16 protein-coding genes are annotated in these 13,468 nt (G+C 70.2%); 10 read left to right on the plus strand and 6 right to left on the minus strand.

Translation table 11 applies throughout. From position 1 onward, the window contains the following. Positions 1-65: 65 nt before the first annotated feature. Positions 66-944 carry an AfsR/SARP family transcriptional regulator gene (locus CLV35_RS08135; RefSeq protein ID WP_183061867.1) on the minus strand — a complete coding sequence of 293 codons (879 nt, stop codon included), beginning with the start codon at positions 942-944 and terminating at the stop codon, positions 66-68. Between the two features lie 20 nt (positions 945-964). Next, positions 965-1,282, minus strand: coding sequence for an antibiotic biosynthesis monooxygenase family protein (locus CLV35_RS19995; RefSeq protein WP_183061868.1), 318 nt, complete (start codon positions 1,280-1,282; stop codon positions 965-967). A gap of 59 nt (positions 1,283-1,341) precedes the next feature. Here CLV35_RS19995 and CLV35_RS08145 point away from each other — a divergent pair, with 59 nt between their 5' ends. Then, positions 1,342-2,052, plus strand: coding sequence for a TetR family transcriptional regulator (locus CLV35_RS08145; protein ID WP_183061869.1), 711 nt, complete (start codon positions 1,342-1,344; stop codon positions 2,050-2,052). Between the two features lie 87 nt (positions 2,053-2,139). On the opposite strand, the gene CLV35_RS08150 is transcribed toward CLV35_RS08145, so the two are convergent. Then, entirely contained in the window at positions 2,140-2,400 is a 261-nt protein-coding gene (locus CLV35_RS08150; protein WP_121192925.1) for a VOC family protein, read from the minus strand. Between the two features lie 122 nt (positions 2,401-2,522). On the opposite strand from CLV35_RS08150, the gene CLV35_RS08155 reads away from it, so the two are divergent. The 9 genes from CLV35_RS08155 to CLV35_RS20985 all read left to right on the plus strand — a co-directional run bounded on the left by CLV35_RS08155 (position 2,523) and on the right by CLV35_RS20985 (position 10,089). Continuing rightward, entirely contained in the window at positions 2,523-2,894 is a 372-nt protein-coding gene (locus CLV35_RS08155) for a VOC family protein (RefSeq protein WP_231121595.1), read from the plus strand. A 130-nt stretch (positions 2,895-3,024) separates the two neighbouring features. Next, a complete protein-coding gene (locus CLV35_RS08160; protein WP_183061870.1) occupies positions 3,025-4,062 on the plus strand; it encodes a LacI family DNA-binding transcriptional regulator in 1,038 nt (345 codons plus the stop codon). Between the two features lie 88 nt (positions 4,063-4,150). Continuing rightward, positions 4,151-5,404 carry a sugar ABC transporter substrate-binding protein gene (locus CLV35_RS08165; RefSeq protein WP_121192928.1) on the plus strand — a complete coding sequence of 418 codons (1,254 nt, stop codon included), beginning with the start codon at positions 4,151-4,153 and terminating at the stop codon, positions 5,402-5,404. After that, positions 5,397-6,425, plus strand: coding sequence for a carbohydrate ABC transporter permease (locus tag CLV35_RS08170; protein ID WP_121192929.1), 1,029 nt, complete (start codon positions 5,397-5,399; stop codon positions 6,423-6,425). The genes CLV35_RS08165 and CLV35_RS08170 overlap by 8 nt, the downstream gene beginning before the upstream one ends. 7 nt (positions 6,426-6,432) lie before the next feature. Next, a complete protein-coding gene (locus tag CLV35_RS08175) occupies positions 6,433-7,290 on the plus strand; it encodes a carbohydrate ABC transporter permease (protein ID WP_121192930.1) in 858 nt (285 codons plus the stop codon). 56 nt (positions 7,291-7,346) lie between these two features. Further along, the gene (locus CLV35_RS08180) at positions 7,347-8,126 is read left to right on the plus strand and encodes a ThuA domain-containing protein (protein WP_121192931.1); all 780 of its coding nucleotides are present in this window, start codon (positions 7,347-7,349) and stop codon (positions 8,124-8,126) included. After that, entirely contained in the window at positions 8,123-9,241 is a 1,119-nt protein-coding gene (locus tag CLV35_RS08185) for a Gfo/Idh/MocA family protein (RefSeq protein ID WP_231121596.1), read from the plus strand. The genes CLV35_RS08180 and CLV35_RS08185 overlap by 4 nt, the downstream gene beginning before the upstream one ends. Before the next feature lie 14 nt (positions 9,242-9,255). Then, a complete protein-coding gene (locus CLV35_RS08190; protein ID WP_121192932.1) occupies positions 9,256-9,501 on the plus strand; it encodes a hypothetical protein in 246 nt (81 codons plus the stop codon). A gap of 198 nt (positions 9,502-9,699) precedes the next feature. Continuing rightward, on the plus strand, positions 9,700-10,089 hold the full coding sequence (locus tag CLV35_RS20985; protein WP_407938198.1) for a DUF2550 family protein: 390 nt from the start codon (positions 9,700-9,702) through the stop codon (positions 10,087-10,089). Between the two features lie 102 nt (positions 10,090-10,191). Here CLV35_RS20985 and CLV35_RS08200 read toward each other — a convergent pair whose 3' ends face one another. From CLV35_RS08200 to CLV35_RS08210, 3 genes are read right to left on the minus strand one after another with little or no spacing between them, the layout of a single operon-like run. Further along, the gene (locus CLV35_RS08200; RefSeq protein ID WP_121192934.1) at positions 10,192-11,658 is read right to left on the minus strand and encodes a hypothetical protein; all 1,467 of its coding nucleotides are present in this window, start codon (positions 11,656-11,658) and stop codon (positions 10,192-10,194) included. Continuing rightward, a complete protein-coding gene (locus tag CLV35_RS08205) occupies positions 11,651-11,983 on the minus strand; it encodes a helix-turn-helix domain-containing protein (protein WP_121192935.1) in 333 nt (110 codons plus the stop codon). The genes CLV35_RS08200 and CLV35_RS08205 overlap by 8 nt, the downstream gene beginning before the upstream one ends. Next, entirely contained in the window at positions 11,980-13,104 is a 1,125-nt protein-coding gene (locus CLV35_RS08210) for a tyrosine-type recombinase/integrase (RefSeq protein ID WP_231121597.1), read from the minus strand. Before CLV35_RS08210 ends, CLV35_RS08205 begins: the two co-directional genes overlap by 4 nt. Positions 13,105-13,468 lie beyond the last annotated feature (364 nt).

Here is a 13,468-nt window from a genome sequence, read left to right on the forward strand (position 1 = left end):
GGTGCTGTCGGAGGAGGAGACGAGCGAAGGGCCCCCGACTGGTCGGAGGCGCGTCGTCGACCGACTCACGCGACCCGCACGTGCGCGGGACGGGTCGCGGTCCGGGTCGGACGAGCCTTCCTGCCGCACCGGTTGCCGGAGGCGGACCTCGGGCCGGTCGCGGCCGGCGGCAGCAGCAGGTGCGGGGCGTGCACCAGGATGTCGAGCTCGAGCTGTTGCAGCTGCGGCGATGGGTCGACCCCCAGCTCGTCGGCCAGCACCGAACGACCGCGCCGCAGCGCGGCCAGGGCCTCCGCCTGCCTCCCGCAGCGGTAGAGCGCCACGGCGTGCAGCTCGAGCAAGCGCTCGCGCATGGGATGGGCGGCCACCAGCGCCTCGAGCTCTCCCACCAGCAGGGAGTGCCTGCCCAGGTGCAGGAGCGACTGCGCCCGCAGCTCGAGCGCCGTCATCCGCAGGCCCTCGAGCCGGGTGGATTCGAGGTCGACGAGGTCCCGTCCACTCGCCCCGGCGAAGGGCGGGCCGCTCCAGAGCGCGGCAGCCTCGTCGCACCGGTCCACGACGGCCGCGTCGTCGCCGGCGCGGCTCGCTGCGTACGCCTCCGCGACGTGCGCGCTGAAGACCTCAGCGTCGACGCTGCCGTCGGGCAGTCGCAGTGAGTACCCCGCGCACGCGCGGACGAGCACCTGCGACGTGGTACGCGGTGGCCTCGTGGGCTCCAGCTGCGAGCGCAGGTGCGACACCGCGACCAGCAGCGCAGCGTGTCCCCGGCTGCCCGCGTCGTCGCCCCACACCTCGGTGACCAGCCGGTCGGCCGGCACCACCTCGCCACGCGCAGCGACGAGAGCGGCGAGGACCGCCCGCTCGCGTCCGCCCCGCACCAGGGCCTCGCCGACCGGGGTGGTGATCGAGATCCGCCCGAGCACCGCGAGAGACACCCCTGTCACGGACCGCTGCGCCGGTGCGCTCATCGCGGACCGGCGGCCAGAGCGCCGCCGTCGTGGATGACGTCGTAGAGGCCCGGGGTCGAGGGGAAGCGCGCCCACTCCGGCCGCGTGACCAGGGCCCGGAAGCGGTCGTCGTGTGCGTCGCGCCAGTGGTCGGCGCTGGCCCACTCGGCGACGTTGACGAACCGGTATCGGGTGGTATCTACGAGCGCCCGGTGGAGACGGTGACCGAGGTAGCCGGGCCGCACGCTCATCGTCGCGTTCACCTCCCGCCACTGGGTGAGGAACTGCTCGTCGGCGCCCGCAGGCACCTGGAAGCTGTTGATGAAGAGCACCACGCCGACCTCCGTTTTGACTGCACAGTTGTGCAATGAATGCACAGAGGTATAGTCCAGGCATGGCTCCACGTCAAGCACCCCCCGAGGCGACGCGCACGAGCAGCGGACGGGCCGCCCAGAAGCGGCGCACGAGAGCAGCGATCGTGGACGCCACGGCCCGCCTGGTCGCCCAGGGGCTGACACCGTCGGTCGACGACGTGGCAGCAGCCGCTGATGTCTCGCGCCGCACCGTCTACTCGTACTTCCCGACGCTCGACCAGCTGCTGCTCGACGCCACCCTCGGGGCCCTGACCGCCACGACCATGGACGCGGTGCCGCCGGCCGACGACACGACCGGCGACACGGGCGACACCACCGCCGGGTCGGGGGACCCGAGGGCCGCGGCTCTCGACCGCGTCGACGCGCTAATGCACTCGCTCACCGCGACCGCCGACACCACGCTGCCCCTGGGGCGCAAGATCATCGCGCTCACCGTCGACGCACCTGCTCCGAGCGAGGACCAGCCCCGGAGGGGGTACCGACGGGTCGAGTGGGTCGAGCGGGCAGTGGCGCCGCTGCGCGACGTGCTCGACGACGAGCAGCACGCGCGCCTCGTCGCGGCGCTCGCGGTCGTCGCCGGCTGGGAGTCGATGATCGTGCTGCGCGACGTCTGCGGCCTCGAGGCCCGGCGTGAGGACGAGGTCCTGCGGTGGGTCGCGGCCAGCCTCGTGCGGGCGATGCTGGACGAGGTGGCCAGGGGAGCGCCTCCACCCGAGGCATCCCGCCCGTGACCGCCCGACCCCACGTGGCCTCAGGCCCCGGGCGCGTCCTGGATGAGGCTGAGCGTGTTGCCGGCCGGGTCCTGCACCAATGCCTTGTCACCAGCCGTCGTCGATAGGAGGCAGGAGGACCTGGCCGCCCAGGGCGGTCACCAGCTCCACGGTGGCCGCGAGGTCATCGACCGTCACACCGATGGTCACCCGCGCCTCTTCGGCGTCGACCACGGCTCCGCCCGGGCCCTGCGCCGGTCGCAGCAGCGCGTAGCCGGGTCCGCGCTCGTCCACCTGCCACCCCAGCAGGGCGCCGTAGAACTGCGCTAGCCCCTCGCGGTAGCGCCGCCCCGTCCCCTGCGCAGCCACTCGTCCAGCTCGTCGTCGACGGGGCTCGGGTCCTCGTCGGCCACGGGCACAAGGCCATGTCGGACAGGGCGAAGTAGCAAGCGACCACTTCGCGGCCCGGTCCTCGTCCCACCGGCATGCAGATGACGACGAGGGTGCTCAGCGTGGCGCTGCCGGTGGCTGACATGGATGCCGCGGTGGCGTTCTACGTCGGCGTGCTGGGTTGCGAGGTGCGCTACGACGTCGAGGCCGTGCCCGGCGTGCGGATGGTGGAGGTGGTGCCGCCCGGGTCCCAGGTCGGCATCGTGCTGCTCCCTCCGGACAGTCCGGTGCCGATCGCCGTACGCCTGGGCACCTCTGACGCCGACGCGGCGTACGCGCGGCTGGCCGCCACGGACGGCGTGGTGCTGCACAACGACGAGGTGCTGCGATGGGAGGGGGTGCCGCCGATGTTCCACTTCAGCGACCCCCAGGGCAACTCGCTGGTCTACCTCGAGACCTCCAAGCCGGCCTGACCCCTCGGGCAGCAGAGGGTCCTGTCGTTGCCGAACCGTGACCTCCGACGCCCTTGCTCGGTCCGAACCGACGCCCTACGGTGGCGATGCGTTTCGACGATGCGTATCGATGACTGGGGGAGGTGGCCGCGTGAGCGCGTTCACCAGCAAGGACGTCGCGCGCGTTGCGGGCGTCTCCCAGAGCACCGTCTCCTACGTCATGAGCGGGAAGCGCCCGATCTCCGCCTCGACGCGCGATCGTGTCCTCGCGGCGATCGAGAAGCTCACCTACGAGCCCAACGCCGGAGCGCGTGCCCTCGCGGGGCGACGCACCCGGGTCGTCGGGCTGGTCGTGCCGTTCGGGGACGACGCGGACCCGGTGGGACTGCTGCCCTTCATCGAGACCATCGCCAGCAGCGCCCGTGCGCACGACTACGAGGTCCTCCTCGTCACCAACGACGAGGGGTCGGCCGGACTGCGCCGGCTCGCCGGCCGGTCCCTGTGCGACGCCATCGTGATGATGGACATCAAGGTCCATGACGAGCGGGTCCCGGTGGCCGCGTCGCTCCGGGTGCCCGTCGTCCTCGTCGGCATCCCGGAGGATCCGCGGGGCCTGTCCTGCGTCGACCTGGACTTCGCGGCGGCCGCCCGCATGGCCGTCGACGAGCTGGCAGACACCGGGCACGACGAGCTCGTGGTCGTCGGCTACCCCCCGCCCGTCATCGAGCGGCGGGTGAACTACGCCGAGCGGTTCCTCCACGCCGCTCGTGCTCGAGCCGGGGCGCGAGGGCTGCCGGTCCTGGTGCTGCAGCCGCAGGACGGACGCCGGTCCGCGGCGGCCGCCATGGCCGAGAAGATCCTCGCGCACGGCGGCAGTGGGCGCGTCGGGGTCGTCGTGCCGTTCACGACCATCCTGCGCCCGCTGCTGCACGCGCTGGGCGCCCGCGGTGTGGTCCTCGGCCGCGACCTCTCCCTCATCGGGTTGAGCACGGACGCCGAGGCCGAGGACGCCGAGCCGCCCTTCACGAACATCTCCCTCGAGCCGAGGGACGTCTCACGGCGTGCGATGGCGTCGCTGTTCGCGCTGCTGGACCCCGAGCCCGGTGTCGCTCGACCGGGCACCGACCTCGTCCTTCCGCGGCTCACCCGCCGCGGCACTGTCCGCACCACCTCCACCCGCAACCGCTAGGACGCGCAGCGCCCTACTGCAGACGCATACCTATCGTCGATACGCATCGATGGTGGCCCAAGAATCCCTCCAGGAAGGAACCGGCACCATGACCCGCTCACGCCGTACCCGAGTCGCTGTCGCCTCGGCCCTCGCGCTCCCGCTGGCGCTCGCCGCCTGCGGCGGGAGCAGCGGCGGCGGAACGCAGCCCACGGCCGGAGGCAGCTCCGCAGCAGGAGGGGCCACGACGACCCTTCGCGTGCTGGACTACTACAACAACGACCCCGGGAAGACCGTGTGGCAGAAGGCTCTCGAGGGCTGCGCCGCGCAGGCGGGCGCCAAGATCTCCCGGGAGGCGGTGCCCGGCGCGAGCCTCATCCCCAAGGTGCTGCAGCAGGCCTCGTCGCGCACTCTTCCGGACCTGCTGATGCTCGACAACCCCGACCTGCAGCAGATCGCCGCGACCGGCGCGCTGATCCCGCTCGACCAGTTCGGCATCACCGGCGACGGCTTCGCGAAGGGCGTCGTGGACGCCTCGACCTACAAGGGCAAGCTCTACGGTCTGCAGCCGTCGACCAACACGATCGCGCTCATCTACAACAAGGACATCCTCGACAAGGCGGGGGTCAAGCCGCCGACGACGTGGGACGAGCTGAAGGCGACGGCGAAGCAGCTGACCAAGGGCGGGACCTACGGCTTCGCGGTATCCGCGCCCGCGAACTACGAGGGCACCTGGCAGTTCTTGCCCTTCATGTGGACCAACGGGGGCGACGAGAAGGACATCAACACCCCGCAGGTCGCGCAAGCCGTGCAGCTCTGGGTCGACCTCATGAAGGACGGGTCGCTCTCGAAGTCCGCGCTGAACTGGACCCAGGCCGACGTCAACGACCAGTTCAAGGCCGGCAAGGCTGCCATGATGATCAACGGGCCGTGGCAGTTCCCGGTGCTCGACGCTGCCAAGGGTCTGAACTACGGCGTCGCCCAGATCCCGGCGCCCAAGGCCGGTGAGAAGGTCGTCGCCCCGCTCGGCGGCGAGACGTGGACCGTCCCGCAGACGAAGGACAAGGACAAGCAGGCCCTGGCCGCGAAGGTCGTCCAGTGCCTCAACTCGGACGAGAGCCAGCTGAACCTCGCCAAGCAGAACGACACGATCCCGACGAAGACCGCACTGCTCGCGTCGTTCTCGTCGACCAACCCGCACATCAAGGCCTTCGCCGACCAGATCCCGACGGCCCGGGCACGCACCGGTGAGCTCGGCGCCGACTGGCCGAAGGCCGCGACCAAGATCTACACGGCCTTCCAGGCGGCCCTGACCGGACAGACGTCGGCCGCGGACGCCGTGAAGCAGGCGCAGAATGGCTGACCGCCCTCCGCTGTCCGGCACGACGCACGCGATCCCGCAGCCTGCGGGGTCCACGCGTACGCGGCCGCCGGCGGGCGCTCCCGGCTCTCCTCCCGCAGGGGACCAGGGGGAGGGGCGGCGCGCCGGACGGCGCAGCCTGCGACGGCGCGAGCGCCTCGCAGCGGCGGCGTTCCTGCTCCCCGCCGCGGCGTACATGGTGCTGTTCTTCGGCTACCCCGTCGTCAAGAACTTCCTCATGTCGTTCCAGAAGTACTCGACGAGCACGTTCTACACCGGCGAGGCGCCGTGGGTCGGGCTGGGCAACTACCGGTCGGTCGTGCACTCGAGCGTCTTCAGCAAGGCCATGCTCAACACAGCGCTGTTCACGGTCGGCTCGATCGTCGGGCAGTTCGTGATCGGCCTGTCGCTGGCGCTGTTCTTCCGGCGCCGGTTCCCGCTCAGCGGGGTCCTCCGGTCGCTACTGCTGCTGCCCTGGCTGATCCCGCTCATCGTGTCCGGCGCCGTCTGGCGCTGGATCCTCGACAAGGACAACGGCGCCCTGAACCGCTTCCTCGCCGGGGTCCACCTCGCGCCCGGGCATCCCGGGTGGCTGGTCACCACGTCCTTGGCCCTCGTGGCCGTGATCCTCGTCAACATCTGGCTCGGGATCCCGTTCAACGCCACGATCCTCTACGGCGGACTGCAGGACATCCCGGAGGAGCTGTACGAAGCCGCGTCGCTGGACGGCGCCACCGGCTGGAAGGCCTTCCGCTACGTCACCTGGCCGCTGCTCAGACCCGTCGTCAGCGTCGTCCTGGTCCTCGGCGTCGTGTACACGATCAAGGTGCTGGACATCATCCTGGGTCTCACCAACGGCGGTCCGGCGCACGCGACCGAGACCATCGCCACGCAGTCGTACCACCTCTCGTTCCAGCAGTTCGACTTCGGCCAGGGCGCCGCCCTCGGCAACATCCTCATCGCCATCTCCCTGCTGTTCAGCGTCGTCTACCTGCGCGCCAACCGCCGCGCCGTCGACGAGTGAGGCGCCCATGACCACCACCCTGCTCACCGCTCCCGCAGCCACCGTTCGCCGCCGTCGGCGCACGCAGCGCAGCTGGGGGAGCACCGCCCTCGCCGTGCTCTTCCTGGCCGTCATGCTGTTCCCGGTCTACTGGATGGTCAACGTCTCGCTGCAGCGCAGCGGGTCGGCCGTCGCCACTCCGTGGTTCCCCGAGCACGTGAGCTTCCACGGCTACTCCACCGCGCTGCACCAGCAGGGCCGCAACCTCGTCACCAGCCTGCTCGTGGCATCGGGATCGGTCGTCTTCAGCCTGCTGCTCGCGGCCCCGGCGGCGTACGCGCTGGCGCACTTCCGAGTCCGGTTCTCCAACGTCTTCCTCTTCGCGATCCTGCTCTCGCAGATGATCCCGGGGATCGTCGTGGCGAACGCGCTCTACACCGCCTACAACGACCTGGGACTGCTCAACTCGGTCCCAGGCCTGATCCTCGCGGACTCGACGGCCGGGATCCCGTTCGCGATCCTCATCATCCGCGCCTTCATGGGCGGCATCCCGCGCTCGGTGATCGAAGCCGCGCGGGTCGACGGCGCCGGGCACCTGCGGGCGTTCGTGTCCATCGTCCTGCCGATGAGCCGCAACGCGCTCATCACCGCGGCGCTCTTCACGTTCCTGTTCGCGTGGGCGGACTTTCTGTTCGCCCTGACGCTGACGACGACCGAGAGCGTGCGCCCCGTGACCCTGGGGCTCTACTCCTACATCGGGACCTACGTGAACGACTGGAGCTCGGTCATGGCGACCGCGGTCCTCGCGTCGGTGCCGGCCATCGTCCTGCTCGTCATCGCCCAGAAGTACGTCGCGGCCGGCACCACGGGAGGTGCCGTCAAGTGAGGCCGGGACGAGTCGTACCGTCAGATCCACAGACCCATGACCAGAGGAGACCAGTCGTGGCACCAGGCAGCACCGGCCCGATCCGCGTGACCGTGTGGGGGGAGAACCGCCACGAGCAGGTCGAGGAGCACGTGGCGAAGCTCTACCCGCAGGGCATGCACGGAGCAGTCGCCGAGGGCATCGAGGAGAACCTGGGGGAGAGCTGCGTCGTGCGCACCGCCACCCTCGACGAGCCCGAGCACGGGCTGACCGAGGAGGTGCTCCAGCAGACCGACGTGCTCACGTGGTGGGGCCACGCCGCGCATTCGGAGGTGTCCGACGATGTGGTCGAGCGCGTCCACCGTCATGTGCTGTCGGGCATGGGCCTCGTCGTGCTCCACTCCGGGCACTGGTCGAAGATCTTCATGAAGCTGATGGGCACCAGCTGCACCCTGCGCTGGCGCTCCGAGCACGACCGCGAGCTGATCTGGACGGTCAACCCCACGCACCCCATCGCCCGCGGCGTCCCGCACCCTCTCGTCATCGAGGAGGACGAGATGTACGGCGAGTTCTTCGACATCCCGGCGCCCGACGAGCTCGTCTTCCTCAGCACGTTCACCGGCGGCGAGGTCTTCCGCAGCGGCTGCACCTTCCGCCGGGGGCACGGCAAGATCTTCTACTTCCGGCCGGGGGACCAGGACTACCCGACCTACCACCACAAGGACGTGCGCCGGGTCATCGCCAACGCCGTGGAGTGGGTCCGCAGCGACCTCCCTGAGCGGTCCCAGCCGACCCTGCTGCGCTACGACACCGAGGACTTCTTCAACGGCCAGGGTTATCAGGGGGCCCTCAAGTGACGTTTCGGGCCGTCGCGTCCTCCACGGGCGAGCCGCTGCGGGTCGTCGTCGTCGGGGCCGGCGCCATGGGCCGCGCCTGGCTCGGCGTGGTCACCGCGTCGGAGGAGGTCGAGCTCGCCGGCATCGCAGACCTGGACGTCGCGGCCGCGCAGGAGGCTGCGGCGTCCCTCGACCGGGCCGAGCTGCCAGTGGGCAGCGACGCCGTGGAGCTCGCGCAGCGCACGGGGGCTCAGGCAGTCATCAACGTCACCGTCCCCGAGGCACACCACCCGGTCACCACGGCCGCCCTGACGGCAGGGCTGCCCGTGCTGGGGGAGAAGCCCGTCGCCGAGAGCGTGAGCCGCGCCCTGTCCCTCGCCGCCGCCGCCGAGGCGACCGGCGAGCTGTTCATGGTCAGCCAGTCGCGCCGGTGGAACCCCCAGGTGTCTGCGCTGAAGGCGATGACGCAGCAGCTCGGAGCCGTCGGCACCGTCAGCACGGAGTTCTTCCGGGCGCCGCACTTCGGCGGCTTCCGCGACGAGATGGCGCACCCGCTGCTCGTCGACATGGCGATCCACCCGTTCGACTCGGTGCGCTTCCTGCTCGGTTCCGAGCCGGTGTCCGCGTGGTGCCAGACCTGGAACCCGCCCTGGAGCTGGTACGCCGGTGACGCCAACGCGACGGCGGTGTTCGAGTTCGAGGGCGGCACCCGCTACGTCTACAACGGCAGCTGGTGCAGCCCCGGCGCGGAGACGTCATGGAACGGCGTGTGGCGGGTCAGCGGCGAGAAGGGCACCGCGCTCTGGGACGGCGACACCGACCCGGTCCTCGAGGCCGAGGTCGGCGACGCAGCAGAGGCGAGCACGGCGTACGACGGGATCGCCGGAGCGCTGCAGGTCTTCGTGCAGGCGCTCCGCTCCGGCGAGACGCCCTCGGGCGAGGTGCACGAGAACGTCATGAGCCTGGCCATGGTCGAAGCCGCGGTGCAGTCCGCGGGAGCCGGACGTGCGGTGCGGCTCGACGACGTCCTGGAGCGGGCGTACGACGAGGCGCTGCAGGCGGAGCAGCGTGAGGACGTGCGCGCGGCGCTCACCGGCTGGTCGTCGGTACGCGCGGCGCTCGCCGGGGTGCGGTAGCCGAGGAGGCGCAGATGGAGCTGGCGCAGGAGATGTTCGCGCAGTGCGTGGCAGAGGAGCAGTCTGCGCGCTGGGTCTCGACTGACGACGAGGCGTCGCGGCTCCGCGCAGAGCTGCGACGCCTCGCCCGGGCTGCAGGCGTTCGAGTGCGCACGGCTCGTGCGGGCGACTCGGTCGTCGTCGTTCGGCTGGACGCAGCGGTGTGGGACGAGGACGCGACCAGCATGCGGCGGAAGCTGACGCCGCACGTCGACCGGTAGGGGTCCACAGCATCTGGGTCGAACGCACTACTGGCACCCGTGCGTGTTGTAGGCATGCGAGTGCTTGGTCGTAGGGCCTTCACGGGCTTGGATGGTGGCCACACCGGACGACTGCACTTGCATTGACGCGTCGGCGTCGAGGTCCGCCATGATGGTGCCGTGGACTTGCTCCGGGACGTCTTGGGGTTCGTGGCTGCGGTGGCTCTCGGTGCCGCGGGGTTTGCTTGGGTCGTCGCGCGGCGTGGGCGGGCGATGGCCCGGGAGAGTCGCGTCGAGTGCGGATTCCGAGTGATGGACGGATCTCATGCCGGGCTCTCTCGTCGATGGCGGCACGGAGCGGCAGATCTGGACACGGGATATGTCCGCTTCACGCCCTTTGTGGGCGGCTTGCGCTTCTTGCGGCGCCCGTCTGTTGTCATCGAACTGGACGGCATCGAGACAGGTGAACCACGCCGCCCAGAGCTTCGAGAGGCAGTGTTCCTCAGTCCAGGTGCCAGAGTGGTCGCCGTGCGCAGCAGCGGTGCGCGACTCGAATGGGCGCTTCCGGTCGAGCGGCTCGACTGGGCGGTGGCGGCGGTGGATCGCTGACTGTCGCTCGGCGCAAGCGCGGGACTTGTGTGGAAGGCGACGTTGGTGACCTTGGCGGCCCGATCGCGGCGACGCTAGGCGCGAGAAGGTCTCAAGCCATGGCTATTCGACGCGCCGGCGGGGCTGTTGGTTGCGGTAGGAGGCGTAGGTGACCCAGGTCGCGCCAGCATCCCGGGCGTGGGCCTCGGCGACCTGTGGGCTGTAGCCGAGGGCTTCGGCCGCGACGGCTGGAGGCATGTCGAGCACGAGTTGTCTCAGGGCGCTGTTGCGGGCGCCGAGGAGGTGGACGCCGGCGTCCCGGATTTGAGTCATGAGGTAGCTGTGGTGCAGCGGCTGTCCTGGTCGGTAGCCGGGGAACAGCCACGGCGAGTCAGTGTTCGCCGCCGTGTTCTGGTTCGGCCTGCTCGACAGGTGCTCGGTCAGGAGGTCGGCGACCGGTGCGGGGAGGACCGCTGGCTCGTTCCCGAGGCGGAGGGCGGTGGCCCCGGGTGTGGTGACGATGTCATCGAGGCGCAGGCGCGAGATGCGGGTGACCGGCTGGGCATAGAGCAGGAGCAAGACGGCAGCGAGCCGGTAGGCCGGAGGCTGCGCTGTGTCGGTGAGGGATCGGTGTACCAGTGCGAGCCGCGCGTTCTGGCTCAGGACCGGCGTGCTGCGGGCTGCTCGGTGGGGGAAGGTGAGAGCGGGCAGGTGACCGGCTCGGCCGGCCCAGAGGACGAAGGTCCTTGCGCTGTAGCGGGTGCTCGGCCCGGTAGCGAGCCACGCATCGAGGTGCGCCTGACTCATGCTGCTGAACTCGATGCCGTCGGCTTCGAGGAAGGTCAGCAGCTGCCCTGCCGTGGTGATGCTCTGGCGGGCAGCATTCGAGGCAGTGGGCTTCAGAGTTCCCTCGCCGGCAGCGCGTCGCAGGCGGCGCAGGTGGTGCCAGGTGGCGAATCGCTGAAGCAGTGCCCTCGCTGGCGGGGAGTAGCCGGCCAGGGTCGCCTCGAGCCAGGCGGTGAACAGCAGCAGCGTCCTGTCCTGCTGCGGCAGCGCGTCGTGGCGCATCAGCAGCTCGCGCAGATGGCTGGCTGTGCGGCGAGCGGGATCGTGGTCGAAGGTCTCGTGAGACAGGGCGAGGTCGCCGGTGGCAAGCCCACTGAGGATTCGTCGGACGTCCGGGTTCCGCATCCAGATCAGTGCGCTGCGGGGATGGGCCTGCTCGCATACTGCGGTGAGAAATGTCTGCAGCCGCCGAGGAACGTGACCGTGGTTGTCGTCCAGGAGGGCAGTGAAGTCGTCTCGGAGGCAGCAGCGGGCGCAGGCGCCGCGGCGGTGGGGCTCGTCCTCCTGCCCGCAGCGGGCGCAGGTGAAGTCCTGCTCGATGCCAGCGCAGGAGCGGCAGATCGGCTGGCTGTCCTCGTCGAGGCCGGGGAGGAGTCTTGGCTGCCCGCAGCGCGGGCAGGGCCCGTGTCGTCGGGTGGCCTGCTGGTAGCAGCGGCGGCAGACGTAGCCCTCCGGCCAGGACACGCCGCGCCGCGGGCCGGTGACGCGGCAGCGGACGCAGGTGGCTGGGGTGCGCTCACTCATCTCGGCGCACCCGCGCTCGACGCGGTCGTCCAGTGGTAGCCAGGTCGAGGACTTCGCCGCCGCCGCCGCTTGCCTTACGGTCGGCCGCGATCTGCACGTCGGTGACGATCAGGTCTGCTGGTGTGCAAGCGAAGATGTCACAGAGTGCGGCGAGCACCGGCAGGCTGAGCCGCTCTGGGGCCTGGGTCACGAGCCGGTGGACCTGTGAGGGGGAGAGGTCGATGCCACGCTCGTCAAGCAGCGGCAACAGCGCGGTGGTGGCGAACATGTCGTGCTCGGCCATGAGGTCACGCAGTCGCCAGCGGTAGGTGGGGCGGCGGGTCATCGGGTCTCCTGACCTAGCTGGTTCGCGGCGCTCAGGGTCTTGTCCAGGGCCCGACGCAGCATCGAGGTGCGGTAGTCGGAGGACACGCAGGTGTAGAGCGAGGTGGTGGAGGCGTGCTCGTGCCCGACCTGCTGCTGCACGAACAGGGCGTCGAAGCCGTCCTCGATCAGGTGCGTGACGTAGGAGCGGCGAAGCGAGTGCAGGTCCAGCGCCTCGTCCAGGCCGACCTCGCGCCGGTAGCGGGCGAACACACGGTTCAAGTGGGTGAGGGCGACGCGTCCTGAGCGCTCTGAGGGGAACAGTGCGGGTTCACTGCCGGCGGTGGGGTAGTGGCCACGGACCTGAGTTACCCACTCCTCGAGGCATTCTGCGGCCCAGTCCCAGACGGTCAACACACCGCGGCGCTTGGCGGGGGATCCGCGCATCGCCTTGCCGTGCCGGACGTAGAGGACGCCGAACCTGCCGAACTCTGCGGCTTTGGCGTTGAGCCCGAAGTCGACGACGTCGAGCATGCGGACCTCGTTGCGGCGAAGGCCCCAGGCGTAGGCGGTCTTGAAGATGACCGCGTCGCGAAAGGCTGACAGGGCGCCTTTGCGACCGGCCTGACGTATCTGGTCGACCTGCGCGTCGGCGTGGTCGAAGAACGCCTGCAGCTCATCACGGGTGAAGGCGCGCTTGGTCGGTCTGGACTCGACGTCGCTGACGTGGCGGGAGGTGTTCTCCTCCAGGCACACCTGCACTGGATGGGTGCCGAAAAGCCGCTCGCACTCAGCGGACCAGCCGTAGGCGGGGTCGGTGATGAACCAGCAGAACTGGCGCAGCGAGCTCTGCAGCGCGCGCAACGTGCTGTGGCTGATGTGCCGATGCACCCGCAGGTCGGTGAACCACTCGTCCGCCAACTGCGGGTTCCACCGCCAGGGCCACTCGTTGCTGTGCATGTGGAACCGGCGCACCGCCCGCTCCCGAGAGTCGATGGTGACGAAACTGAGCCCTCGGGCGAGCTGCTGCGACCGCCACCCGTCCAACATCGCCTCCAACATCTGCTCTGCCGGGTGCTTCAGTGGCTCCCGGCCGACCAGGTGCAGCGGCATGACGCCGACGAACGTGCCGTCCTTCGCCATCCGCAACCTCCAGAGGCAATCGCATCAGATGCGAGATCCTCGCATCTGATGCGACACCGCGACAAGACCCCAGGTCGTAGGCATGACGCTGACAGGGCCCCGCGGACTACCCGGCGAGTTCTCGCGTGTCAACAGCAGGCATCCGCATCCCGCTGCTGCGCTAGCGTTCACGCAGGTCGGCGCGACCGTGGTAGCACCCGAGCGGCAACCCGGCCCTCGGCCATGCGCGGAGGAGTGCGTATCGCACAGCAGATGCCATACGCACTGGTCGACTGGTAGTGACGGGTATCGCTGCCGGCCGTATCAGGGTGTAGGGGACGCGTCAGCAGTCCTCATGCACGACGAGAAGGTGGCGTCGGTCGGG

The organism is Motilibacter peucedani (assembly GCF_003634695.1).
In the GTDB taxonomy this organism is placed as follows: domain Bacteria; phylum Actinomycetota; class Actinomycetes; order Motilibacterales; family Motilibacteraceae; genus Motilibacter; species Motilibacter peucedani.

What these genes read in the sequence shown, in the direction of transcription:
- CLV35_RS08145 (WP_183061869.1), top strand. Translation starts at nt 1,342, where the DNA reads ATGGCTCCACGTCAAGCACCCCCCGAGGCGACGCGCACGAGCAGCGGA.
- CLV35_RS08155 (WP_231121595.1), top strand. Translation starts at nt 2,523, where the DNA reads ATGACGACGAGGGTGCTCAGCGTGGCGCTGCCGGTGGCTGACATGGAT.
- CLV35_RS08165 (WP_121192928.1), top strand. Translation starts at nt 4,151, where the DNA reads ATGACCCGCTCACGCCGTACCCGAGTCGCTGTCGCCTCGGCCCTCGCG.
- CLV35_RS08170 (WP_121192929.1), top strand. Translation starts at nt 5,397, where the DNA reads ATGGCTGACCGCCCTCCGCTGTCCGGCACGACGCACGCGATCCCGCAG.
- CLV35_RS08175 (WP_121192930.1), top strand. Translation starts at nt 6,433, where the DNA reads ATGACCACCACCCTGCTCACCGCTCCCGCAGCCACCGTTCGCCGCCGT.
- CLV35_RS08190 (WP_121192932.1), top strand. Translation starts at nt 9,256, where the DNA reads ATGGAGCTGGCGCAGGAGATGTTCGCGCAGTGCGTGGCAGAGGAGCAG.
- CLV35_RS08200 (WP_121192934.1), bottom strand. Translation starts at nt 11,658, where the DNA reads ATGAGTGAGCGCACCCCAGCCACCTGCGTCCGCTGCCGCGTCACCGGC.
- CLV35_RS08205 (WP_121192935.1), bottom strand. Translation starts at nt 11,983, where the DNA reads ATGACCCGCCGCCCCACCTACCGCTGGCGACTGCGTGACCTCATGGCC.
- CLV35_RS08210 (WP_231121597.1), bottom strand. Translation starts at nt 13,104, where the DNA reads ATGGCGAAGGACGGCACGTTCGTCGGCGTCATGCCGCTGCACCTGGTC.